Here is a 26,135-nt window from a genome sequence, read left to right on the forward strand (position 1 = left end):
TCATCAGGTCATAGCAGAATGGCTTCAACAAATTGGTCTAGAACTCAACCAGTGTAAAACCCGAATAGCCCACACCCTTGAATCATACAGAGGAGAGGAAAAAGGCTTTGACTTCCTGGGATTTCATATATACCAATATAAAGCAGGTAAATGTCGTTCAGGAAAAGATACAAAAGGCGATTTGCTCTTGTTCAAAACCCAAATCTCCCCCTCAAAGAAAGCCCAGAAAAGGCACTACGCCAAAATAGCTGAAGTAATAGAAAAACATAGAGGGAAATCCCAGGTAACGTTAATCAAAAACCATTACCCTATCATCAAAGGATGGTGTAATTACTTCAAGCCATACCAATGTAGTAAAGTGTTCTCCAAAATGGATTACCTCATATTCTGGAAACTCTGGAAATGGGGGAAACACAGACACCGGAACAAAGGGAAAAAATGGATTAGGCAGAAATACTGGCACACAATCAAAGGGGATAATTGGGTGTTCTCCACAAGAGAATATTCAAATCCATATCACCTGATTAAACACTCAACCGTATCCACTAATATTGGGTACATAAAAGTCAAAGGTGAATCATCCCCTTACAATGGCGACTTAATATATTGGAGTTCCCGAATGGGCAAAAACCCCCTAGTTTCAAAGAGAATGGCAACATTACTCAAAAGACAAAAGGGAATATGCCCATACTGTGGATTACATTTCAAAGATGGAGTAAATATCGAACTTGACCATATCATTCCTAAGTCGTCAGGCGGTTTGGATGAATATCAAAACTGGCAATTACTCCATCGGCATTGTCACGATAGTAAGACTTCCATTGATGGAAGTTATGGCACAAAATCTGACTGTAATAGAGTCAAGCCCAAACCACTGTTTGATATTCCAAAGAATTATCAATGGATAGAAGATATGCTGGTGGTGACGTAGACTTGACAAGTCCCGTTTCATTGAGGAGCCGTATGATGCGAAGCGCGACGTGCAAAGTCGCTGTTGATGAATAGAGAGCCGACTCTCTCTGGGGTACTTCTGTCCAGTTCCCCTATAAAAGACTCTACAGAGTCCGGTCACGGCGGGAGTAAGTAATGAAACCGTTGGAGTGCAGACCATAAAAGCGTCTAAGCTGATAGCCTAAACTGGTAGTGATGCGAGGGGAAGAATTGGAAGGGTTAACGATAAGTGAACTGTTAATCTAGCTCCGTGATATACGGAAAGGTGAAATTAGGCTGAAACACCTTAACCAAAATGGTAAGTAGCAAGGTTGTTGAAAGTTTCGTGGTTCAACAAAGAAGTCCAAACGCTACCGGAGTATGAACAGAACCCTAACCAATTCGCAAGTCATCAACGGCGAAACACGATAAGTCCAATAGACTCTTTGTTGTTTCACAGCAAAGTAAGCCCAGAGCAATCAAAGCCGAATGTCTAGGGGATAAAGGAAGTCAGAAAAAGCGAACGCCCCTGTGTAATGCAGAGGATAAGGGTTGAGGAATTGTTCCAACATCACACCGCCTGAAAATGGCAGCCCAATTCTGACAGGTCTTAAACGATAAACACATTTCAAAGAAACCCAACTGAGTTAAAAGATGGAAACCATAACGGTTATCGGAGACAAAGGACATCTTCAAGACTGGCAACAGATTAACTGGAAACCAGTGATGAAGAACGTTAGGAATCTAAGGAAGCGAATTTATCGTGCTACACAGAACGGTCAGTGGAATCAGGTCAGAAGCCTGACAAAACTGATGTTAAGGAGCTACAACAACCTACTTTGGTCTGTGCGAAAAATCACCCAACTAAATCTGGGAAAACGAACACCTGGTGTAGATAAGGAGGTGGCATTAACACCAGAACAACGGGTCAAACTTATCCATGAAATGGGACAACAGACTTTGTGGAAAGTAAAACCGACCAAACGGGTCTATATCCCAAAAGCCAACGGTAAGCAAAGACCATTAGGCATACCCACTATCAAAGATAGAGTCGCACAAACCATCGTCAAAAACGCCCTAGAACCCATCTGGGAAGCCCAATTCGAGCCAAACAGCTTCGGGTTTCGAGCTGGAAGAAGTTGCCACGATGCCATAGAACAATGTTTCTTACGCCTACAAGGTAACAGAGACACATGGGTATTAGATGCCGACATCTGCGGATTCTTCGACAACATTTCCCACCAAGTTATTCTCAATTCCATCAGGAATTTCCCCGCCCGCAACCTCATCAAACAATGGCTAAAGGCAGGATACTTGGATAAAGGACAACACCACGACACTCCCAGCGGTACACCACAAGGAGGCACGATTAGCCCTCTTTTAGCAAATATTGGACTACATGGCCTGGAAAACTTCCTCAACCAATTCCAGAAGAAGAAAGGCAATTACAAATCCAATCGATATGGCTTCATTCGGTACGCGGATGATTTCGTTGTAACCGCTACCTGTCGAAAAGACCTTGAAGAAATCCTACCCCAAATTGAAGAATGGCTAGCACAAAAGGGACTACAACTGAATAGAGAAAAAACCCGCATCGTACATATAAGCGATGGATTCAACTTCCTAGGGTTTAATCTCAGACAATATCAAGGCAAGCTTGTGATCAAACCGCAAAAGCAAAAAGTTCTAGAATTCCTACAATCAATTAGGGATTGGCTCTCGACTAACCGGGCGGTCGAACAGAAAATTGTCATTGAACAACTCAACCCTAAACTTCGCGGCTTTGGGAACTATTATCGTCATGCAGTCAGCAAAGAAGTGTTCAATTATATACGTTCAGAAGTGTGGATAGCACTTTGGAGATGGGCCAAAAGACGACACCCTAATCAGGGAAAAAGGTGGATTGCTAACCGATACTTTCAAATTCGAGGCAAAGGATGGGAATTTGCTTGTCAGGTCAAAGACCGAAAAGGAGTTTCAAAAGAAATTATCCTATTTAATATTGCAAGTATCCCCATTGAACGCCATATTAAAGTCAAAGGAACCGCATCCCCGGACGACCCCAACCTACAAGAATATTGGGCAAAAAGAGCCATTAAATCTGGCAAAACCATCTGGGATAAAGGGTCTAAATATTACAAAATCGCCCAAAACCAGAACTGGAAATGCCCAATTTGTGGGGAAAAACTAAATAAGGTCGAAGCTCTAGAAACTCACCACATCATAGCTCTGGCGAAAGGTGGTACAGAGGATATTGACAATCTTCAACACCTACACAAAATTTGCCATAAAACCATACACAGTGGTAGACGTTCTGTTAAAGCGGAGGCTTGAGCCGGATGATGGGAAGAGTGTCAAGTCCGGTTCTCAGGGGAGGGAGATACGGTGACGTATGCTCTCTTACCCGACAGTATCAAGTACGGTTTTGGAGAGCAGCGGTTCTCGTGAGGGAGTCGCTGACTTTAATCTATAATGGTGCAAAAAATATAGCTGCTTTGGGGTTGAGTGTAAACCAGCCTGGAGGTCCCTGGTTATCCTGTGAAGTTAGCAGTCTTGATTTCGTGCCAAGACAGCCGATTATATGGGATATACTGGAGGGCTACGAAAAGCCCGCATCATAATCTCTGATTTGATGCCGGGTAGTTTACATAATGTAATAACAATCAGGAAATGGTTTTAAGTTGCAATTTGTTCAACAAAATATTGTAAGCTTGGCTGTAGTCGCAGACTAACAGCAATTGTTTTTCGTCTGCACATAATTCAAAAACACCAAACGTAAATTAATAAAAAACACTCAATCTATTCATGGCTCAAGCAGAAGGAACACCAGATGTACCCGATATGGGACGTCGCCAATTTATGAATCTTCTCACCTTTGGTACTGTAACCGGGGTCGCTCTAGGAGCGCTCTATCCAGTAGTTAACTACTTTATTCCTCCATCCAGTGGTGGTACAGGTGGTGGGGTGACAGCCAAAGATGCCCTTGGTAACGATATTATCGTTAGTGACTTTGTGGCCAATCACAATCCTGGAGAAAGAACTCTGGCACAAGGTCTCAAGGGAGACCCTACCTATGTAGTTATTGAAGAAGACCAAACTTTGGCCAACTATGGCTTAAATGCAGTTTGTACTCATTTAGGTTGTGTAGTCCCTTGGAATGGTAGTGAAAATAAATTTATCTGTCCCTGCCATGGCTCTCAGTACAACAGTACAGGTAAAGTAGTTAGGGGGCCAGCACCTTTGTCTTTGGCATTAGTCCATGCCAATGTTAGTGATGATAAACTGGTCTTTACTCAGTGGGAAGAAACAGACTTCCGCACCGGAGAAGACCCTTGGTGGACTTAAAGAAGCGGTCAACACTCAGCACTCAGCAATTAGATTAGTAAGCTCGTTTTTTTGACCTTGAGAAGAGGAATTTTAACCCCGACTCAACCATCCAGCGTAATAGTTGCTGGGAATTTTTAACCCAGAGTTGCTAAAAGTTGATAGCTTTTTGCAAAGCATTCCGCAGGAAATGCTAAAAGCTGATAGCTAGTGAAGAGATTTTTGATTGGTCAGCAATCAGTAAATCCAAAATATTTATTTGTAAAAGTTTTTGATTTTGAGAGAAGACAGAACAACTGATGTCAAAAGTAGACCGAGCGGCAATGTTGGGTAGTATGAATAAGGCGATCGCCAAGATGATGGTAGTCGCGATCGCAACTATAGCCCTATTCCTCACTAATGATATAGTCCATCCCCAGGCAGCAAATGCCTATCCATTCTGGGCACAGGAAACTGCTCCAGCAACTCCTAGAGAAGCTACAGGCAGAATTGTTTGTGCTAATTGTCACCTTGGTGCTAAACCTACGGAAATAGAAGTACCTCAGTCTGTACTACCAGATACAGTATTTAAGGCTGTTGTAAATGTTCCTTATGATACTGAGGTTCAACAAGTCTTGGGTGATGGTAGCAAAGGTGGCTTAAATGTAGGTGCTGTATTGATGTTGCCTGAAGGCTTCAAAATTGCACCTGAAGATAGAATACCTGAAGAATGGGAAGAGGAAGTTTCTGGTCTTTACTTCCAACCCTATGCTGAAGACCAAGAAAACGTTATTTTAGTTGGGCCAATACCTGGAGAAGAATATCAAGAGATTGTTTTTCCTGTTTTATCTCCAGATCCTGCCACTGATAAATCTATCCACTTTGGTAAATATGCTATTCATGTAGGCGGAAACCGAGGTCGTGGTCAGGTTTATCCTGCTGGTAATAAGAGCAATAATACTGTTTACAACATCTCTGCTAGTGGTAAGATTACTGATATTACTTTTGAAGAGTATGTAGGTAATAATATTACTATTGCAACTACTGATGGTGAGACTATTGTGGATACAGTGCCTCCAGGTCCCGAACTTTTAGTTGGTGTAGGAGATACTGTTGAAGCAGGTCAAGTTATTACAAATGACCCTAATGTCGGTGGTTTTGGTCAAACAGATATTGAAATTGTGCTGCAAGATGCAAATCGAGTTAAATGGTTGATGGCATTCTTTGCTCTCGTCATGTTAGCTCAGATTCTGTTAGTTCTGAAGAAGAAACAAGTCGAGAAAGTTCAAGCTGCTGAAATGAATTTTTAGCTAAACCGTCGAGAAGCCTCAGACCATAATTTTCAAGAGAAGTGTGAGATGAATCGGCGGTAAATGAATGGGACGTTTAGTCCCATTCATTTGCAAATTCTATGTTATAGTTAGGATCAAGCTGGAAATAAGAGTTAACAACCACCAGTGATGAACCATAAAAATCAAATAGGATATGAGGTTGTATGCCAAAAATCCTAGTAACCTGTTGAGAGCGTAAAATCTTATTGCGGAACTAGGTGCGTAGTTTTTCGCTCTGCAAAAAGGGCGGCGGGGCATCCCGTCCTTAAAGCTCGTGGAGTCGGATGCAATGGCAGGACTGTGAAGCGAGAAGCCCATACTATACCGAATGGTTAGTGTGGGAGTATGTCACGTAGACTGAGTTATTTCGCTGAATAATTACTAATGAGGAGTAAAGCATTAGGAGTGAGGGATAAAACTTCATTTCTAAACCTTTACTCCTTATCATATTTTTATAGATAGCAGTCATATCATGTCCGCTTGAATACTTAGGGTTTGCCCTCATAAAGCTAAAAATCAGGATAGCTTACGGTAATAGAGCTTTTTATATTCAATTTATCTCCGAGTTATTAGCTAGTTTTGCATCAATTTACTGAAATTTTCTGCTGAAATTCAAGAAAATTTCTTCACATCAAATGGCCGAAACCGTTGCTTGTTTCCCTCATCTCCGCGTCCCCAGGTCTCCGCGTCCCCGTGTCCTACCCCCACCAACCAATTTTTTCAGCAGACCCTACTTATTCTTTGATGGAAGGAAGGCAGAGGGCAGAAGCTTTTCTTCCCATTGTGATTTAATTGTATACACGCTCCGATGCTACCGGACATGGTATCGTACCAAATCCGTTTAATTTGGCATAAAAAAATATTCTATTTTCAGTGATTGCCGAATCTTTTTAGGTCATTAATTATTAATGTAGTGTTTAAATATCTCAGTGTATATTACTATCCCACATTCCGCATTACAAGATGTAGTTTTTATAATAAACATTCAAAGTTTTGGCTAACAATAATTATGGAGATTATAAATGTAGGGGTTCCTCCTATTGTTACTGATGGCGGTGATGATGATTCACTTAAGGATGACGATACTTCTATACAACATATAGAGGCAATTTATCGCTTCCAACTTATATCATGTCCGGTTGAACAGTGATAAATAAATAACTACGGAGGAGTCAGTCCTCAGTCCTCAGGAGTCAGGAGTAAAGAGGGAAGAAAGAAGAAGAACTGGAGTTGAAGGAGAAAGTTTTTTTATAACTAATTATCCGGACATGATATTAATGATAATATCTCTGTTACTCCTGGTTTATTTGTGATTACTAATCCGAATCACGATGATTCTAATGATACTATTTGGGTGACAACATTACGGACTACTTTTAGGTTTTAACTGGAATGGAGTGAGGGAGTAGGGGAGTGGGGGAGTGGGGGAGTGGGGGAGAAGTAAACATAAGAATAATTAATAGGCTACTGGCTAATAATACCAAATCTCAAAAAGTTTGCTATATATCTTTGTAATGGGGAGGTAGGGAGTAGTGAGATAGTAATCAAACATAGCATTACTTTACTATTCAGAAATGGTATAATTAGGGCTTGCTGAATCAAGTATTTTGCTAGGGGTAGGAGTCAGGAGTCAGGATAAACAGGGAATTTAGAGGAGGTAGAAGTAAGAATTGTCCCTCAATTTTTTTGTCCTTGATTTGCCCAAAATGCTAACTTTATTAATCATGGAATATATTGATCTCAACGTAGCTTTTCGGTAAGTTGCTCTAAACTAGAATAATTGTTGCGCCCAGATTTTTTTGCCTGGTACAACGCTCGATCAGCACTCCGAAGTAAAGTACCACTATCTAAACCATCATCAGGGTACACTGCTATTCCGATGCTAACTGTGGCATGAATACGATGGCCTTCCAGAATAAATTCAGGTTGCAGAGCTGTAACTAATCTATGAGCAATCTCTCCTGCATCCTTTCGAGAGCGAATTTGGGGTAAGACAATCGCAAATTCATCTCCTCCCCAGCGCGCAATCAAATCAACTTCCCTGAGACAACTGACAAGGCGCTGAATCACACCCTGTAACAATAGGTCTCCTACTGAGTGACCGAATGTATCATTAACTTCCTTAAATCGGTCTAAATCAAGAAACATCATTGCCATGATTTCTGAGTTATAAGCTGCATAGGTTAGGGCTTCGGAAAGTTTCTGATCGAATAAAGCTCGATTTGGGAGGTTAGTGAGAGGATCGTGCAATGCTTGATATTTGAATGCTTCTTCTGTTTGCTTTTCCTGAGTTACATCTCGAAAACTCCAAACCTGACCAACAATTTTACCTGCCAACTGTTGAGGCTGTAAATAATACTCAATCACATTACCATTTTTTAATCTTAATAAATCCCGTTTTTTGATATTCTCTTGCATAAGTAATGCTTTAAAGGCGATCGCATCTGCTTCTATTAATGGTTCTAAAATCAAATCAACTAACTTTTGGCTATCATCCGTTGAGGTTGAGGCAGGCAAATTCCAAATTGCAGCAAACTTTTGATTAAAACTGACCACTTTTCCCGCAAAGTCCAAAACCAGAACTCCATCAATTGTTGCTTCTAAACTCGCTAATAGTAATGATAAAGAGCTTTCTAACTTGGCATTAATTTCCTTAAGTAGCTGATTTTGAGAAGCAAGTCGTTGTTCTTGCTCAAAGCTTCGCAAAGCTTCAGCAACTGTAAGAATTAAATCGGTTTCATCCCAAGGTTTACGGATATAACGGTACAAAGCAGCAGCATTAACAACATTCCCTACTGAATCAGCATCAGCTTGCCCAGTCAGCATAATTTTTAACATTTTGGGATAAAGCTTGTGGAGTTGAATTAACAATGTATCCCCTTCCATTCCTTGCATCCGTTGATCGGAAATCACTAGAGGAATTTCTAAACCTTCTGCTGTCAATTCTACACAGAGTGAAAGTGCTTCTGCACCACTATTGGCTAACTCAATTTCATAGTCTTTGCCAAAATAACGCTTGAGTTGTTGTCCCAAAGTTGTAAGTATTGTCCACTCATCGTCAACACAAATAATTGCTGCTTTCATTTTATAAAGCTTTTGTGGGTCTTTATTTTTATTTTAAGGGCCTGATACCTTTTGCTACACAATATGCTATACTTATTACCGATTTAAAGCTGTACTAATAATTTGCTGCAATTGTTCTTCTGTCCAGGGTTTGTAGAGGCAAGCATAAAGATTGGCTTGTTGTCTAGCTCGCTCAATGGCAGCTTCATCAGCTTGTCCGGTCAGCATCACGGTCACTACGTTTGGAAAACGTTGATGGACCTGGGTTAAAAACACATCACCTTTGACATTAGGCATCAGCCAGTCAGAAACAATGGCCAGAATTTTAATGTCTTCCTCTTCTAGCTCATCAATAACAATCCAGGCTTCTTCAGCACTTTGAGCAACCTCATAAATATACTTATTGCCGAAGCAACGTTGTAGTTGTTCCTTGAGAACCTTGAGAATAGGCATTTCATCATCTACACAAAGAATAGCTGTATCACACATATTTAATCTTGCTCCACAGATTAAAAAGTTAAGGAGAACCAGTAGGCAACTCTATACAAAATAAAGTATATCCTGGTTTACTGTCCACTGTAATCTTTCCTTGATGTTTGTTAATTATTTTCTGACAAATGTGGAGTCCCAAACCACTTCCTTCACCTGCTGACTTGGTAGTGAAAAAGGCATCAAATATTTTGGACTGCACTTCTGCTGGTATCCCTGTTCCGGTGTCCTGAATACTCACCTGAATGCCATTTTCCTGTTTACGAGTGGCAATTGTCAGTGTTCCTCCAGATTCCATGGCTTGAATGGCATTGTGTACTAGATTTGTCCACACCTGAATCAGTTCGTCGTCATATCCCCAAATCTCCGGAATATAACCATAGTCTCTTACCAGATTGATATTACGTTTGAGTTGATTATGGTAGATTTCTAATACAGTTTCTAGACCATTAACTACTTGTACCAACTGCTTCTTTCCAGAAGGCTGAAAACGAGCATAGCTTTTGAGGGCAAAAATGGTCTTGGAACAGCGTTCAACGGCACGGAGGATAATCTGATTGTTCAAACAGGAGGAGGCTAAGTTATAGGCAAATTCAATGGCCCATTCTCCCTGTTCAGTCTTGAGTATAGGTAGCCAAAGCTCGGGAGTTTCAGGAACTCCCATGTCTGCTAGGAGGTCTGCAATATATCGAGAATTTGTAATGTCATGTTCTCGAAGTTTAGCTGCTATTCTACGCTTGAGGGCGCGAGTTTCTTGAGAGGCAATAGAAGATTTGCTTGAGAGTGCCTGATCGATGAGTTCAAACAGATTGTTTTCTTCTTCACCACTGAGATTTTGGTGTAAATGGGGGAGTTGATGAAGGAATTCTTTTAAAGCTTTATCGGTATTGTTTGCTGAGGCTTGAATTGCACCGAGGGGGTTATTGATTTCATGGGCAATTCCGGCAATTAGTTGTCCTAAAGCTGCCATTTTTTCTTGTTGAATTAATTTATCTTGAGTGTGATTTAATTCTTTGAGGGTATTACTGAGTTGCTGCATTTGTTGATTCAGTTGACGATCGCGGGCATCAAGCTGCTTTGCCATTTTATTGAATTCCTCTGCTAACTCCCCAATTTCATCTTCTGTATCAACTGGAATAAGAGTAGTTAAGTTGCCATGAGCTAATTGTTTGGTTGCTTGAGTTAGGTTGTGAATGCGATGACTCAACCTATGGGTTACATGGAACCCTGCAATGATTACTCCAGCAAACAGAAGACCTCCTAGTAAACCAAAACATCCAACAATCAACCACAACTGTTGCTGTGCCTTCTCTGTTTCTTCGGCAGATTTAAGTACAGCAATTTTGAGTGTCTCCCGATCAAGACTAGGAAGTTCAACTACTTTACTCATGTAAGTTTTGCCTGCTATTTCTATTCGACTAGGTGGGGTATTGGGTGGGGGAAATTTCCATAGTTGAGAGCTGTCTAGGGAGAGGGTAGAGGCAGTTACTTGATCGCCTCGGTAGGCAATGAGAATCATGGATGTTAAGCCGCGAATTTGCCGGAGGAGGGCATCATCTATGGCAACTGCTGTAATTAAAGTTCCTAGGATTTTTTCAGAGGATTTGATTGAGATGAAACTAGCTAGGGTAGGTGGAGCTGAATTTTCTGCTAGAAGAATGTCTGATACCTCTATCCCGGTTTGACTGATGGAGGCGATCGTGGCATCCTCAAATTTAACTTTATCTAAGGATCGCTGGTGGGAAGAAATTAGGGACTGATTATTTGTATCAACTATTCTAATCAAATCCAATTCTAAAGATGATTGGATCGGTAACATTGTCCGAAGTAATAAGGTGCGATCGTCTGCAGCTACCGCTTGAATCACACTATTTTCTTGACTAATCCAGCGAGTCTTCAAACTAAGCAATCTTTGCTTTTGCTGCAAATCTTGTTGGAACAAGATAGCCAGGTCTTTTGTCTCCTGGCGCATCGTCCGCTCTAAGCTATTTTTAGCATAATAACCAAATGCTAATGTTCCAGCTGTCCAGAGGGTGAGGAAGACAATCAAGATGGGAGATAATAGCTTGATCGAAACGGGTAGTCTTTCATAATTGTTATAGATTCTCATTTTCTTTCCGGTTATTTTGCTTGAGTGATAGAAGCAAAGCCAGATTTTTCTAAAGCACTGGCTCCGGACTGGCTCAAAATATAATTCACAAATGCTTGAGTAGCATCTGAAACATCTCTACTCCAGACAATTCCAATTGTACGTGCCATTGGATATTTACCTGTCTTCAAGTTTTCTGGTGTGGGTACTATCCCATTCAGCTTGAGACGGTTTACAGGTAAGTTGTGAGAAATGGCGTAAGCTAAGGAAAATGTACCAATGCTGTTAGGGGTGTTTTCCAGGGTTTCGATTAGTTCACCTTCCTTACGAAGCACAATGGCGTTTGGGGAACTTGGCAAATCTTGACCGAGATAATGTTCCCGCAGAAGTCGTTTAGCAGATTCATCTTCTGGGCGATCGAGTAACAGTATCTCAGCATCAGGTCCTCCTAATTGCTTCCAATTAGTCAAACTACCACTGTAAATAGCTTTGAGCTGCTTGGTAGTGAGGTTTGTTACTCCTGTTACGCTAGGGTGTATGGCCACTACTAGAGCATCTTTAGCTACTTTACGGAAGTTCAAGGCATCATCGTTTTCTTCGGGTTTTATCTCTCTGGAAATGCTTCCCATATCTATTAGTCCTTGTTTCACTCCCGCAATTATATTTTCGGTTTGACCTGGTTGTAATACGGTAATTTGTCCAGTTTTGGAGGTGGATTCGTAAGCAGTTTTTAAGGTGTGCAGAAAATCAACTGTACTGCTTGAACCTCCTGTTTTGATTGGAGCAGTTTCAGCATTATTTGTGAGAGTTGTCGCAGTTGGAGCTGGAGAGGTGGTAGTTTGAGTCGAACAACTGGAGGTTCCTACAAGGGCGATCGCTCCCAGCATCAAAATAATCAAATTATGTCTCAAATGATTTTGCATTATCATAATAATTAAGCTTGGTAGGCAAAATTTTTTGTATAATTATTAGTGCAGGATGGCAGAAATAACTAAACAGTTACAAAATCCTAAAAGCCTTACAAATCAATACTTTTGAATGCATGACTTTTGAATGCATGACTTGATAACTTCCGCGTAGCTGCACTAGCTTAATTATAGCAAATCTAGTTTACTAACTATTAGTTAGGGTTTGCGCTCAAAAGTCTGTTCGTAAAGGAAGGGAGTAGGGAGTAGGGAGTAGGGAGTAGTTAAGAGTAAAGAGTTTAGGGGAGTTATAGAGGAGGTAGTCGTTCATAATGGTTTCTTGATTTGTCTGCCATAATCGTCCCAAAATACTAGCTTTTTGCAGCTCTTTCCACCGAAAAGCTGACACTTTTTTAGACCAAAAAATGCTACAACCAATATCAGTCAATGCGCGCGATATTTAATCACAGGACTTACGCAAATACACTATATATAGCGTATAGTAAGTAGGGCTTGCTGATTAAATCTAAAAGTATTTACTGATATTGGTTTGAGCCTTTTTGGAGTCGAATTGCAGTGCGCCTGTTTCAGTCTAAAACCCTCAAAAAGTTAGTATTTTAGACGCATAGTTGGGCAGAAAAATTATTCTTACAAAACTTAGCTCCTACCTCCTCATTGTACCCCGTTCCTCCTGTCTCCTGTCTCCTGTCTCCTGTCTCCTACCCTCACCCATAAGACTTTTGAGCGCAAACCCTAAGTAGAGCGATCGCTATAATCTGTTAAGCGATTGCTGACGCAAAGCTCCGCTAACGCCCCAAGACAAGTATCATTATGAAAACAAGAGTCAAAAAATACCTATCAAATAAAAACAGCTCTGAATTTGATTGTGGGTTTCTTCAGTTCTTGGAGCAGATAATCACGCCTAGCAATTCATGTTTAACTTTATAAATTGTTTTTCCTATTTTTACTGCTAATATGCATTAAAAAATTCCAGACTAACATCCCACAAGCAATACGATTTATTTGAATTTGTTTCAGACGACATTGACAGGAACATAGACCTGTTAATTGCTTAATTCTGGTGTGAAATTCTTCAATTTTCCATCTGGTTTGAGATTCAAATTCTACATCATCTTTGCTGCATTGGTTCAAGTCAGTGGTAGCTAGAAATCATCAGCTATAATTCAGGAGTTATATCGTAAGCATTCAGCCGTCAGCTATCAGCTATCAGAAGAGTGCTTTTATCACTCACTAAAAGCAATATTTAATTAAGCTAGAAAAATCTGACTAAAAGTCAGTTCCAAAGTCTATATTCATTCGGTTAAAACCGAGAGGATTGAATATAAGGAAATCTGATTTCTTTTTTTCTCCTTAAAAGGAGAGGCTTTAACCTACATTCCGCACGACAAAACGTAGCATAAAAATATAAGTCAAAAGTCATGCATTCAAAAGTCATGCATTAAGAGTTAAGAAGTAAATTATAGTGGTCAATAGGAATCAATAATTCAGTAAGTATTTATGCTTAATATTTAACTGAAAATTTGACTTTTGAGAAGTAATTTATACAGTATAAATATTTACCAATAATAGAAATTGTATACTACTTTTAATGTTAGAAATTGACGTGCGGAATGTGGGCTTTAAACCTTTGGTGATTAATTATCAATTATCAATTGTTAATTATCCATTAGACATCTCCAAAAAATCAAAATAAATCAATTATTATCCATAAATTATCAATTATTCTTCCCTTTTCCCTGTTTCCTTTTCCCTGTTCCCTCTTTTTTGGAGATGTCTATTGTAAATTTACACTTAAATCATACAGTAGGTAGGTGTTGGGAGTTAGTTTGCAAAACTTAAATATAATTAAGCTTTTTTGTGCGTACCTACTTAATATTAATTACTTAATAACTAGAAGTGCTACCTAAGTTAAGCATTAATCCATGGGAATTAGTATTAGGGAGAACCAACAGGCAACTCTATACAGAATAAAGTATATCCTGGTTTACTATCCACTGTAATCTTTCCTTGATGTTTGTTAATTATTTTCTGACAAATGTGGAGTCCCAAACCACTTCCTTCACCTGCTGACTTGGTGGTGAAAAAAGCATCAAAGATTTTGGACTGCACTTCTGGTGGAATCCCTGCTCCGGTGTCCTGAATACTCACCTGAATGCCATTTTCCTGTTTACGAGTGGCAATTGTCAGTGTTCCTCCAGATTCCATGGCTTGAATGGCATTATGAATTAGGTTTGTCCACACCTGAATCAGTTCGTCGGCATATCCCCAGATATCAGGAATTTCCTCATAATCTCGAATTAAATGGATATTACGTTTGAGTTGATTATGATAAATTTCTAATACAGTTTCTAGCCCATTAACTACTTGTACTAATTGCTTCTTTCCAGTAGGCTGAAAACGAGCATAGCTTTTGAGGGCAAAAATGGTCTTAGAACAGCGTTCAACGGCACGGAGGATAATCTGATTGTTCGTACAGGAGGAGGCTAAGTTATAGGCAAATTCGATGGCCCATTCTCCTTGTTCAGTCTTGAGTATGGGTAGCCACAACTCGGGGGTTTCAGGAGCTCCCATGTCTGCTAGGAGATCTGCAATATATCGAGAATTTTTAATCTCATGTTCTCGAAGTTGAGCTACTATTCTACGCTTGAGGGTACGCGTTTGTTGAGAGGCAATAGAAGGTTTGCTTTCTAGTACCCGATCAATCAGCTCAAACAGATTGTCTTGTTCTGGGCAACTGAGATTTTGATGTAAATGGGGGAGTTGATCGAGGAATTCTTTCAAAGCTTTATCGGTATTGTTTGCTGAGGCTTGAATTGCACCGAGGGGGTTATTTATTTCATGGGCAATTCCGGCAATTAGTTGTCCTAAAGCTGCCATTTTTTCTCGTTGGATTAATTGATTTTGTGCTTGTTGGAGATTGATTAAGGCAACTTTTAATTCCTGATTCTTGTTCAACAATCTTTTACTAAATATGTAGGATAAACTACCAATCACAATGGCTGCCATAATTAGGGTAAAGGTGGTTCCAATATCGGCAAGTTTTCGGGTTTGCCGATGCTGCTCTATATAACCTTTTTCTAAAGTTTGAATTTCATCATATAGTTCATCATAAATTTCATCAATTTTATTGGCATTAATCTCTATTGCTTCCTGGGTTTTTTTCTGAGCAATTAGCTCCAGGGAACTTTCCATTTTGGTTTGATAACTGATATATAGCTCCCAAAGATTTTTCAGATAGTCCTGTTCTTCAAGTTCTTGAATTCCTTGAATAATTGCATCAGTATTTTCTTTATTTTCAGCAATTTCTTCAGTTAAATTTTGATCTATTTCTCCTTTAGAGATACCTTCCCATTCTAGAGAATTAAGTCGGCTAACTTGCTCTTTTAATTGAGTTAAGAGTAGTCTGGCATTACTACTGTTTTCTGTTATATGATTGAGTTGATAAATTGCAGTTGCACTGGCGATCGCTACTACCATTGCAGCTCCAAATACTAATCCTGTTGATAATATGGACTTGAGTTTGGGGAAGGAGGAAATTTTTGTCACATTGAACATAGTTTAAAGTTTTGTAAAATACATATAGTAATCCTATTTCAGTTGTAACATTTTGAATCTGACTAGAAGTGATATTTGTGAGGTAATGTCAGGATTTTAAATTTTTTTTAGTTAATATTAACTATTCTCAAATTTTCTAAAAATCCTGAAAATATGGTTATAAATTACAGCAGTTCTGGAGTTCATGAGGTACAGTTAGAAAAAAGAATTTGGTAATATAGTTGTGAAATAATATTCAACAGATATCCGAGAAAAAATAGTTACTACACATCCTTTACCAGAAAATATCAATTCGTCAGGTAGGTATCATATTTGCAGTCAGTAAAAGTTTAGTCCTAAATGACAACAGAAATGAAAAAGTTAACCAATTATTCCTGGCTAAATTCTACTTAATATACACCTTTTTGTAAACTCTGATGTGGTATTAATCAGAGTTAACTGTATATTGAGACAGACAAGTGTATAAATTTCATAATTCTGTAAGCCTTAAATAAAATTTGGATAAGCTGCTAAAGGTTGAATTTGAAGGTTACGAATTGACTTACGATCATGGAGTAATCAATTACTGAAAAAAAACTCGAAAAACTGAATATTAAAATAATTAGGGCTTGCTGAAAACGTTTTATGGGTGAGGGTAGGAGACAGGAGACAACCCACCCCTAGCCCCTCCGGTGGAGGGGAGGGGAAGACAGGAGAAATGGGAATATAGAGGAGGTAGTAGTTAAGAATTGTCCCTTGATTTTTCTGCCCAACTATGCACCTAAAATACTAACTTTTTGAGTGTTTTAGACTGAAACAGGCGCATTTTTTTCGATCCTAAAAAGGTTAAAATCTTTACCTGTAAATGCTTTGATATTTAATCAGCAAGCCCTAATTATATTGTAAGCATTTAGCCGTCAGTTATCAGCTATTAATTCATTGCCTTAATAGCAGGAAATAATATTAAAAAATTTAAGGATAATTATAAACTATTGGAAAAAAACTGACCTTGACCTTATATCATATCCGGTTGAATACTTACACTTTGGAGGGGGTAAGGCAGCTATGCTGGAGGCAGGAGGCAGAAGGAAAGAAAAGGTTAGAAGGGAAAAGTTTTTTTATCACTGATTATCCGGACATGATATTAGCAGTGTATATACATTATCTATGAAACAGCTAAAAGCTGACCGCTAATAGTTGTTTGCGCAGCATTCCGCAGGAAATGTTTACATTACATTAATTCAAAATTAAAAATATTAAATCATCTCTTCAATATGCAACATCTGGCTTTGTTGCATATTGTTCATATAATACCAAATTCAAAAAAGGTAGTTACATCTTAATTTGTGATTTATTCCTAAAAGAAAAAATCATAAATTCCATAAATTCTAAAGTTTTCACTTTTTTTCCTCTTTTTTATTATGTTTTTCTTTCCCTATTGCCTGTTGCCTAAAAGCGATAAATTTTTGGCTTTATTCAAAATTGAGATACACCCAATAAGGAAGCTTGAGATAAGGAATATTTTCTTTCTCTTAATCGATTTGATATGGCGCAGATTTCCTCCTCATCCCACCCTACGGGAAGTTCTGAAGATAAACCGCTTTTTACTCCGTTGAAAGGGGAGGCTTTAGAACACAATTTTTCGGTAAAAACATTGATAATTTGTTTCTGATTCAGTAATATAATCCTATAAATTATCAAGATTAACGAATATAATAGTAGTAACAAAAAAATTATTTCTTGATCTGTGTATCCGTCTACAAACTAACTAAAATCATGGAAGATATCAACGATAAAATTTTAGATATAGTGGCAGATTTTTTTGCCTATTTTGGCCAAAAAGAAACATTTACTATGTTACTGGCAATGGACCGAGAAAAAGTATATGACGATTTCTTAAAAGCTGAAGCTGGTTTTAACAGTTATAAACTAGCTTTTCTGGATAAAGGTATTAAAAATTCTCCCTATCAAAACCAATTAGAAAATTATCCAGAACATTTAACTAGGCTGCCTAGTTTAGCAATCCCAGGAACAAAAACTTTTCCTAATGTTGGCGAATTTCCTGATATTGATGAACAGGCTCTTAATTTTATTCATCCTGATATTAGAGAGGCTTGTATTTGTCTGGCTGGTACTGCTGGCGGACCTTTTAAATCTCGTTGGCTAGGTAGAAATTCTCTGGATAAATGTCAATATTGGAGTTCTACTAAAATTCTCGCAATCTTAAATGTTATTTGTTCTATTAATAGTGATATTAATACTTGTAAAATCCGAGGAGATGGAAAAAAGTTAGACTTTAATGAAGTTGTGGAAGATATTTTTACTTATGGAGAAAAAATTGGTAGTTCAAATGCTTTGGCTGCAATGTTTAAATGTTTTCAAAATTATGTAGATTTAGAGTCATGGCTCAAGGAGATTACAGGTAATAATCATACGGAATTTCAAGGTTTATATGGCGAAGAACCGTTTATTTTTTCTCCCCAAATAACACAAGATGACCGAGTGTTATTAAGTGCAGTATCAGAAAGTAAAAAGCGAGCAGAACAACCTGGAGAAAATACTGTCGCTACTTATGATTTAACTAGAATTATGTCAATGGTTGGTTGCTATTATCATTTATCAGAGTCGGCAAAACTGCCAGGAATGTCTTGGGAAAATTTACAACCTTTTATTCGTAATGCGGGTAAAGATACTGCACGTTATGTTGATGTAGCTCTGGAAAAATTAGGGATTCAAAATAGTATTAAATATCCTGTTATTTTATCTAAATTAGGTTTTGGATATAGTAGTAGTCGCAAACGTACAGAACTTACTTATACTTGTTTTACCCAATTTGAATATCAGGAAAAAATTAGGTCTATAGCGATGACTTTACGAGCAGCAAGAGCTTTAGGAGATTTTGACAAAGAAGCAGTAGAAATAGATGCTCGGATGGCAACGGAAGTTACAGAAATTCTGAGACGTTTAGTAACTGATGAACTAGGCTAAAAAATTAATAATTAATTATTAATAATTAATAATTAATTAGGGTTTGCGTATGGAAAGTCTTTTTGCTGGTATAGGGAGTAGGGAGTAGGGAGTAGTTAGGAGGTAGAAGAAATGGGAATTACAGAGTCAGTTACCTCGAAAAGGCATAAATCCTGAATAAGCATGGGTTCTAGCCATTTTTAATGCTTTGACGTAATTCCCTTATCTAGACTGACTTTGACGCATTTTTCCTACCAAAAAATTTCTAAGTACCACTAAGAAACTTCAAAACATTACAGTTAAAAGTTTTGACTCTAGCTGATAGCTGATAGCTGATAGCTGTTTGCGGAGCATTCCGTAGGAAATGCTTATAGCTATAAACTATTTTTCTGAGAAACTAATAATGAACATTAATCGGCGCAATTTTTTAATCTTAACGAGTGCTTCTTTGGGGTATATGATTCTAGGTGCTTGCCAAGGTTCGGGAGATAATTCTTCTTCATCTGTAACTCCTTCTACTTCAGTAAATGATACTAAATTAGTGGAAAATTATGGGGGTTTTCAATTAACACCTCTACCTTATAGATATGATGCTTTGGAACCTTATATTGATAAAGAAACTATGCAGTTTCACCATGATAAACATTATGCTGGTTATATTAAAAATTTGAATGGAGCGATCGCTAAGTATCCTGAACTTAAGGACAGAAATGCAGAAGATTTATTGCGTAATTTGAATACTTTACCGGAGGATATTCGTACTGCTGTACAAAACAATGGTGGTGGTTATGTTAATCATAAAATGTTTTGGGAAATTATGACTCCTAATGGTGGGGGCGAACCTGATGGAAAAATAGCCTCAGCTATTCAAGAAAGTTTTGGTGATTTTGATAGTTTTAAGGAAAAGTTTAATGCTGCTGGCGGTAGTCGTTTTGGTAGTGGTTGGGCTTGGCTGGTTTTGGGTAAAGATGGAAAGTTAAAGGTGACAAGCACTCCTAATCAAGATAGTCCTTTTTTCCAAGGGGATTATCCGATTATGGGTAATGATGTTTGGGAACATGCTTACTATTTGAACTATCAAAATCGTCGTGGTGATTATTTGAAGGCTTGGTGGAATGTTGTTAATTGGCCGGAAATTAATCGCAGGTATGAAGGGGCGATCGCTTCAAATATTAAGTAATGCTTAATTGCTCAGAGCTGATTGGTTTATCTAGTATTAAAGATTGTATTTTTAGTTGAATAAAAAGTCATGCGTAGGGGCGAACAACTCCTAATAAATTAATAGTATCAAAATTTTTTTGGGGATGCAATGGCAATTTCTGCCGTTTTTTTTTGAGCTTCACAGAATGATAATTTTTGTGGTGAGGAATCATAGTTTAGGCTTGAGAAATTTGGTAGTTAATTTATTTGATTTTTGATGGTTGAGAAAATGAGTGAATTTCGTGTAGTGGAAATTTTGGGGAGAGTAGGGAGCAGTATTTCTCGGCAAGGTTGAGGTGATCACTAGAAAACAAAGATGTGGTTGTTTTTTTAGAGCTTCACAGAATGATTTCCTGGTGGTTTTAAGTGAGTGTATATCTTCTGCTCTTTCTAGGGGTTTTATTTGCTTTTAGCGATACGGCTGATGCCACACTTCGTGATCGCTACTATCTCTTAATATCCTAACCTTACTTTTTTAGTTGAATAAAAAGTCATGTTTAGGGGCGAACAAGTCCCAATAAGTTAATAGTATCAAAATTTTTTTGGGGATGCAATGGTAATTTCTGCCGTTTTTCTTGGAGCTTCACAGAATGATGATTTTTGTGGTGAGGAGTTAATAGGTTAGGTGGGAATTATCGAATAGATATTAATTTGATTGATAATTTGAGAAATTTGGCGGTTATATTTATTTGATTTTTGATAGCTGAGAAAATGAGTGAATTTCGTGGAGTGGAAATTTTGGGAAGAGTAGGGAGCGATATTTCTCGGTAAGGTTGAGGCGATCGCTACAAAACTTTTTAGGTGCTTCAAAGAATGATTTTCTCTGGTTTTAAGTGAACCTGTATCTTCTGCTCTTTCTAGGAGTTTTATCTACTGTTGACGATGCGATTGATGCCACGCTTCGCGATCGCTACTATCTCTTAATATCCTATACCTTACTTTTTTTAGTTGAATAAAAAGTCATGCGTAGGGGCGAACAACCCCCACTAAGTTTATAGTATCAAAATTTTTTTGAGGATGCAATGAGAAATCCTTCCGCGCGCCGTTTTTTTTCAGGAGCTTCACAAGATGTTTTTTTGTGAGGAGTTATAGCTGGGAATCATCGAAATGATATTTATTTGATGAATAGAAAGATTTAGTGGTGATATTTATTTGATTTTTGATAGCTGAGAAAATGAGGGGGTTTCGTGGAGTGGAAATTTTGGAAAGAGTAGGAAGCGATATTTCTTGGCAAGGTTGAGGCGATCGCTAGAAAACAAAGATGTGGTTGTTTTTTAGTGTGCTTCACAGAATGATTTTTCTGGTGGTTTTAAGTGAACCTGTATCTTCTGCTCTTTCTAGGAGTTTTATCTACTGTTGACGATACGATTGATGCCACGCTTCGCGATCGCTACTATCTCTTAATATCCTATACCTTACTTTTTTTAGTTGAATAAAAAGTCATGCGTAGGGGCGAACAACCCCCACTAAGTTTATAGTATCAAAATTTTTTTGAGGATGCAATGAGAAATCCTTCCGCGCGCCGTTTTTTTTCAGGAGCTTCACAAGATGTTTTTTTGTGAGGAGTTATAGCTGGGAATCATCGAAATGATATTTATTTGATGAATAGAAAGATTTAGTGGTGATATTTATTTGATTTTTGATAGCTGAGAAAATGAGGGGGTTTCGTGGAGTGGAAATTTTGGAAAGAGTAGGAAGCGATATTCCTTGGCAAGGTTGAGGCGATCGCTAGAAAACAAAGATGTGGTTGTTTTTTAGTGTGCTTCACAGAATGATTTTCTGGTGGTTTTCAGTGAACCTGTATCTTCTGCTCTTTCTAGGAGTTTTATCTACTGTTGACGATACGATTGATGCCACGCTTCGCGATCGCTACTATCTCTTAATATCCTAACCTTACTTTTTGGGTTGAATAAAAAGTCATGCGTAGGGGCGAACAACCCCCAATAAGTTAATAGTATCAAAATTTTTTTGAGGATGCAATGAGAAATCCTTTCGAGCGCCGATTTTTTTTCAGGAGCTTCACAGGATGATTTTTTTGTGGTGAGGAGTTGTAGGTGGGAGTTACGGAAAAGACACTAATTGAATGAATTGAAAAATTTGGCGGTATTTTTATTTTTCGGCGAGAAAATGAGTGAATTTCGTGGAGTGAAAATTTTGGGGAGAATAGGAAGGGATATTGCTAGGCAAAGTTGAGACGATCGCTCCTCAAGAACAGCCACATCATTTATTTTATTTGCCAGACTAAATATCTACCTTCAGCTCTAAATTTTGATAGTCTCCCAATCGCCTATTTCCAGCTATGAAAAATCAGTTGATATAATCGTAAATATCCCAATTAATCTAATAATACCTATGGAATCAAGCGGAAATAATTACGACCAAAAAAGTTTAGTTAGTATAGGCAATCAAAATGTTCGTATAGTTAAAGACAATGGTAAAGTTGCAGGGGTAATCTATGAAGCTCAAGAGCAAAATTTAGCTGAGACAGTGGCAGAGGTTCAACAAATTTTACAACAGCTTTCTCAAAGCTATTCTACTAATACCACTACCGAACAAATGATTGTGGCAACTGAAACTATTAAAAAGATAGAAAGTGACCCTAATTTAAAACAAAAATTAATTAGTGCAGGTACATCAGGTGGGTTAGCAGCTTTTGAAAAAGCTTTGGATAATCCAGTGGGTGCCTTTATTGTTAGTGCGATTAAAGGATGGCAAGAAAGCTGAAGTCAAAATTCAAAATTCAAAAGTCAAAAGTTAGAAATTAGAAGTCAAAAGTTAGAAGTTAAACTCTTGCTGTGAAAAAAATTTACAAGCTGAAGTCAAAAGTCAAAAGCTAGAAATTAGAAGTCAAAAGTTAGAAGTTAGACTCTTGCCGTGAATAAATTTGACAGTTTGAGAATGCTCTAACTACTCTAATAACTACTATAAATCAATCTTTCAGGAATTTGTTGATGGAAGGTATAGTTAGCTGCTCAGTTAACTATACTTTTTGGTTGAAATGGGGAAATTTTACCTAAGTATGGGAAATAAAGATAAGTATAACCAAAGTGATTTAACTGGAATTGGTAATCAAAATATTAGGGAAGTTAAAGATCAAGCTAAAGCGGCAGCTTTTATCAATGAAGGTTCATATATTAATTTTAATTTTGCTGGTTTTCTGCAAGGCTTTCTGAATTTTTTTCGTCCGGAAGACCGGGAGGCGAAAGTTAGGTCGGAACTTCTGAAAGGAATTAAGGTTGAAGTTGTTAAACGACTGGAAGATTCTCTACAGCAAAATCAATTGTTGGTAAATCAATATTTAGAATTACCGATGTTTTCTCAGAAGGAAGCTGTTGGTAGATATGAGAGAAAAAAGATAATTTCTCTACCTCCTGAAACTAAGATTATTGATGTTTTTTATCGGCAGGATGTGGCGGGTAAGTTATTAATTTTGGGTAAACCAGGGGCGGGAAAAACTACTACTTTATTGAGGTTGGCAAAGGAGTTAATTGAGGAGGCGGAAAATAATCTTGATGCTCCTGTACCTGTGATTTTTGAATTGTCTAATTGGCAGAAGGATAATTTATCTATTGGAAATTGGTTGATTCAGTATTTAAAAGATTTTTATGGGATGAGCGATCGCCGATTTAGTAGAAGTTTATTAAGTCAGAGAAAAATTATGCCGTTGTTGGATGGTTTGGATGAATTAGGATTAGTTCGGCAGCGACTTTGTATTGAAAAAATTAATGAATTTATTGGGGAAGATATTCGGACTTGTTTGGTTGTTTGTTGTCGGGATGAGGAATATCAAGAGGGAAATATTAGGTTGGAAAAGTTGAATGGTGCTTATTGTTTGAGGTCTCCTGAAGGAGAGGAAATTTATCGTTATTTGGAAGGTTTGGGTAAGGTTGATTTGTGGGAAGTGATTCAAAATAATTCTCAAATGTGGGAGTTGGCAAATATTCCTTTGTTGTTGAATATTATGGTTACTGTTTATCAAGGGGAGCCTATTTATGATGAGGAAAAATTATTTGCAGCTTATATTGATGAATGTTTACCTTATATTGATGAATGTTTACAACGAGTGCGTAATAAAGTGGAAAAACGTGAAAAATTGTTCTATTCTGAAAAGCAAACTAGGCATTGGTTAACTTTTTTAGCAACGCGGTTAGAGGCTGAAAATCAAACGGAGTTTTTGATTGAAAATATCCAGCCTAGTTGGTTAAAAAATAATGCTCAAAAGCTTATTTATGGGCTGATTTTTGGGCTTATTTATGGGCTGATTTTTGGGCTGATTGTAGGGCTGATTGGAGGGCTGATTGTAGGGCTGATTGGAGGGCTGATTGTAGGGCTGATTGTAGGGCTGATTTTAGGGCTGATTTTTAAGGCAGGAGACATTAAATGCCAAGAAGTTTTCAGCTTTTCCTGGCAAGCAATCAAGAAAAGTCTGATTTATGGGCTGATTTTTGGGCTGATTGGAGTGCTGATTTTAGAGCTGATTGGAGGGCTGATTTTAGGGCTGATTTTTGGGCTGATTGGAGGGCTGATTGGAGGGCTGATTTTAGGGCTAAATACAGACATTAAATTAAAGCATACTCCTAACCAAGGAATTAAAGAATCACTAAAAAATTCTCTATATATTTCTATAATAACTACTCCATTTTTTTTATTAATTCCCTACTTGTACACCTTAGCTACAGACAATACATTTTTGCAAAATTCACTAATATTTAGCTTATATTTAGGAGTAATAATGGGTTTATCAACTGGAGGCGTACCATGTATTCAACACTTTAGTTTAAGACTAATTCTCTGGCAAAATGGTTTAATTCCTTGGAACTATGAAAAATTTTTGAAATATGTTGCTCAGAGAAAATTAATTCAACAAGTCGGAGGTCGTTTTCGCTTTATCCATGATTCTTTGCGTCAACATTTTGTTGGCTATAACAGATAACTTTTTTATCTCCTCAGTCAGACAAAAATTCCTGGCTAATAATTATTATTTTTTGGGTTAATAGTTTTAAACTTTAAGATGTAAAATAATTTTCTGAAATGACTGTAGCGAAGAAGTTTTGACGATATAAAATCTTACTTTTTACTTTTAACTTCCCTGAAAAAGTATCACTCCAACAACCAAAATATTTACTTCAGCTATATAAACAAAAAACTGGTTTTTCAGCAATATAATTTACTTACAAATGGCGTAACTTAGAAATAGGAAATATAATAGATTTTTGGCGTAACAAAGAAAAATGTTTTGACCGAAAAACAAGGTATCAAGTCTCTCGTTTTCAGGGAATGAAAAAAATAAACTTCAGTATTTTAAGCAAGATATTTCATCCTGAGATACTGATAACTGATAACTGATAACTGATAACTGAAATGCCCGACTCAAGATTACGACGAGATAAAAATAGAAGTACCAGAAAATTACTATCTAGTTTTAGGCAAACATCCAGATAAAAATGACGAATTACTCGGAGGCTGAATTCATAAAAAAGAAATTATCGGGCAAGTATTATTCAAGATTTGATAAATCACATATTCAACCATTAACAAAAGTCGAATATTGATAATTATTAGCCAGTTAGTGTTCATTATTTATGTTTTACTACTCCCCTACTCCCCTGCTCCCCTACTCCCCTACTCCCCGTACTTATCCCAATATTTCATCTACTTGAATATTAATATCTGGAAACCTTTGAACAAACAAATTTTCACCACGCTCTAACTTTTTTACTTGTTTATAACCACCACCAATAGGTTGTCGATACACCTCCAAACATTCCTCATTAATATCTACCAACCAAACCTCAATTACATTATTTTCAGCATAAAGAGGAACTTTAACTTCACGGTCAAACTTAATCGTACTATCTGCCACTTCAACTATCAAAAATAAATCCTCAGACTGGGGATGTCCTGACTCGTAAAAATCTGCTTTTAGCTCCAACAAAGCAATATCTGGTTCTGGTTCAGAATAATCACCTAATTCAATCGGGTTTTGAACGCTTACTAAAACTCGATCGCCTAACCTTTGAGAAAATAGTCTAGTTAAACGATTTACACAAGCTGCATGGTGACGACCTACTGGGGACATTTTGAGAATTTCTCCTCTTATTAGTTCTACTCGCTCATTTTCTTTCAGGATGCCTACTTCAGGCATTTTGTTATATTCTTTGACGTTGAATTGTCGTTTTAGCAGTTGGACTGACATGGCACACCAGTTTTTGAGAGTAGCATTCCATAGGAAAGCGGAATGGAGTTCTATCGCAGAGAAGCAATACTATTTTTAGTTGAATAAAAAGTCATGCGTATGGGCGA

Annotated in this window: 19 protein-coding genes and 2 pseudogenes; 10 read left to right on the forward strand and 11 right to left on the reverse strand. The window is 37.7% G+C overall.

Annotation, left to right across the window (positions count from 1 at the left end):
* From F6K54_RS11540 to F6K54_RS43745, 6 genes are all read left to right on the forward strand, one after another.
* On the forward strand, positions 1-931 hold a 931-nt coding region (locus tag F6K54_RS11540), incomplete at its 5' end, for a group II intron maturase-specific domain-containing protein (RefSeq protein WP_293077558.1).
* A 653-nt stretch (positions 932-1,584) separates the two neighbouring features.
* Positions 1,585-3,264: a group II intron reverse transcriptase/maturase gene (gene ltrA, locus F6K54_RS11545; RefSeq protein ID WP_293077560.1), complete on the forward strand. Its 1,680-nt coding sequence runs from the start codon at positions 1,585-1,587 to the stop codon at positions 3,262-3,264.
* Between the two features lie 471 nt (positions 3,265-3,735).
* Positions 3,736-4,275 carry a cytochrome b6-f complex iron-sulfur subunit gene (gene petC, locus F6K54_RS11550; protein WP_124147625.1) on the forward strand — a complete coding sequence of 180 codons (540 nt, stop codon included), beginning with the start codon at positions 3,736-3,738 and terminating at the stop codon, positions 4,273-4,275.
* A 278-nt stretch (positions 4,276-4,553) separates the two neighbouring features.
* Positions 4,554-5,543, forward strand: coding sequence for a cytochrome f (petA, locus tag F6K54_RS11555; protein ID WP_293077563.1), 990 nt, complete (start codon positions 4,554-4,556; stop codon positions 5,541-5,543).
* 1,030 nt (positions 5,544-6,573) lie between these two features.
* Positions 6,574-6,714: a hypothetical protein gene (locus F6K54_RS43740; RefSeq protein WP_293077565.1), complete on the forward strand. Its 141-nt coding sequence runs from the start codon at positions 6,574-6,576 to the stop codon at positions 6,712-6,714.
* A gap of 135 nt (positions 6,715-6,849) precedes the next feature.
* Entirely contained in the window at positions 6,850-6,951 is a 102-nt protein-coding gene (locus F6K54_RS43745; RefSeq protein ID WP_375341965.1) for a hypothetical protein, read from the forward strand.
* A gap of 353 nt (positions 6,952-7,304) precedes the next feature.
* Here F6K54_RS43745 and F6K54_RS11570 read toward each other — a convergent pair whose 3' ends face one another.
* The 7 genes from F6K54_RS11570 to F6K54_RS11600 form a co-directional block, all read right to left on the reverse strand.
* Positions 7,305-8,648, reverse strand: coding sequence for a diguanylate cyclase domain-containing protein (locus F6K54_RS11570; protein WP_293077567.1), 1,344 nt, complete (start codon positions 8,646-8,648; stop codon positions 7,305-7,307).
* A 75-nt stretch (positions 8,649-8,723) separates the two neighbouring features.
* On the reverse strand, positions 8,724-9,116 hold the full coding sequence (locus tag F6K54_RS11575; RefSeq protein ID WP_293077569.1) for a response regulator: 393 nt from the start codon (positions 9,114-9,116) through the stop codon (positions 8,724-8,726).
* Positions 9,117-9,144: 28 nt separating this feature from the next.
* On the reverse strand, positions 9,145-11,226 hold the full coding sequence (locus F6K54_RS11580; protein WP_293077571.1) for an ATP-binding protein: 2,082 nt from the start codon (positions 11,224-11,226) through the stop codon (positions 9,145-9,147).
* An 11-nt stretch (positions 11,227-11,237) separates the two neighbouring features.
* Positions 11,238-12,134, reverse strand: coding sequence for a substrate-binding domain-containing protein (locus F6K54_RS11585; RefSeq protein ID WP_293077573.1), 897 nt, complete (start codon positions 12,132-12,134; stop codon positions 11,238-11,240).
* Positions 12,135-12,342: 208 nt separating this feature from the next.
* Positions 12,343-12,519 (reverse strand): hypothetical protein, encoded by a 177-nt coding sequence (locus F6K54_RS11590; RefSeq protein WP_293077575.1) that lies wholly within the window; start codon positions 12,517-12,519, stop codon positions 12,343-12,345.
* Between the two features lie 533 nt (positions 12,520-13,052).
* Positions 13,053-13,262 (reverse strand): hypothetical protein, encoded by a 210-nt coding sequence (locus F6K54_RS11595; protein WP_375341964.1) that lies wholly within the window; start codon positions 13,260-13,262, stop codon positions 13,053-13,055.
* A gap of 804 nt (positions 13,263-14,066) precedes the next feature.
* Positions 14,067-15,686: an ATP-binding protein gene (locus tag F6K54_RS11600; RefSeq protein ID WP_293077577.1), complete on the reverse strand. Its 1,620-nt coding sequence runs from the start codon at positions 15,684-15,686 to the stop codon at positions 14,067-14,069.
* A gap of 1,755 nt (positions 15,687-17,441) precedes the next feature.
* Here F6K54_RS11600 and F6K54_RS11605 point away from each other — a divergent pair.
* Entirely contained in the window at positions 17,442-18,653 is a 1,212-nt protein-coding gene (locus F6K54_RS11605; protein ID WP_293077579.1) for a hypothetical protein, read from the forward strand.
* Positions 18,654-19,035: 382 nt separating this feature from the next.
* On the forward strand, positions 19,036-19,812 hold the full coding sequence (locus tag F6K54_RS11610) for a superoxide dismutase (RefSeq protein ID WP_293077580.1): 777 nt from the start codon (positions 19,036-19,038) through the stop codon (positions 19,810-19,812).
* 67 nt (positions 19,813-19,879) lie between these two features.
* Here F6K54_RS11610 and F6K54_RS11615 read toward each other — a convergent pair whose 3' ends face one another.
* On the reverse strand, positions 19,880-20,005 hold the full coding sequence (locus F6K54_RS11615; protein WP_293077582.1) for a hypothetical protein: 126 nt from the start codon (positions 20,003-20,005) through the stop codon (positions 19,880-19,882).
* A 448-nt stretch (positions 20,006-20,453) separates the two neighbouring features.
* Positions 20,454-20,642 carry a hypothetical protein gene (locus F6K54_RS11620; RefSeq protein WP_293077584.1) on the reverse strand — a complete coding sequence of 63 codons (189 nt, stop codon included), beginning with the start codon at positions 20,640-20,642 and terminating at the stop codon, positions 20,454-20,456.
* A 1,542-nt stretch (positions 20,643-22,184) separates the two neighbouring features.
* Here F6K54_RS11620 and F6K54_RS11625 point away from each other — a divergent pair.
* The gene (locus F6K54_RS11625; RefSeq protein WP_293077585.1) at positions 22,185-22,556 is read left to right on the forward strand and encodes a hypothetical protein; all 372 of its coding nucleotides are present in this window, start codon (positions 22,185-22,187) and stop codon (positions 22,554-22,556) included.
* Between the two features lie 586 nt (positions 22,557-23,142).
* A pseudogene (locus F6K54_RS42830) lies at positions 23,143-23,526 on the forward strand (NACHT domain-containing protein); the annotation flags it as partial.
* A gap of 507 nt (positions 23,527-24,033) precedes the next feature.
* Here F6K54_RS42830 and F6K54_RS42835 read toward each other — a convergent pair.
* Both F6K54_RS42835 and F6K54_RS11635 read right to left on the reverse strand, forming a co-directional pair.
* Positions 24,034-24,117, reverse strand: a pseudogene (locus F6K54_RS42835) (hypothetical protein); the annotation flags it as partial.
* Positions 24,118-25,467: 1,350 nt separating this feature from the next.
* Positions 25,468-26,028, reverse strand: coding sequence for a Uma2 family endonuclease (locus tag F6K54_RS11635; protein ID WP_293077589.1), 561 nt, complete (start codon positions 26,026-26,028; stop codon positions 25,468-25,470).
* Positions 26,029-26,135: the final 107 nt, after the last annotated feature.

This window comes from Okeania sp. SIO3B5 (genome assembly GCF_010692555.1).
Taxonomy (GTDB): domain Bacteria; phylum Cyanobacteriota; class Cyanobacteriia; order Cyanobacteriales; family Microcoleaceae; genus Okeania.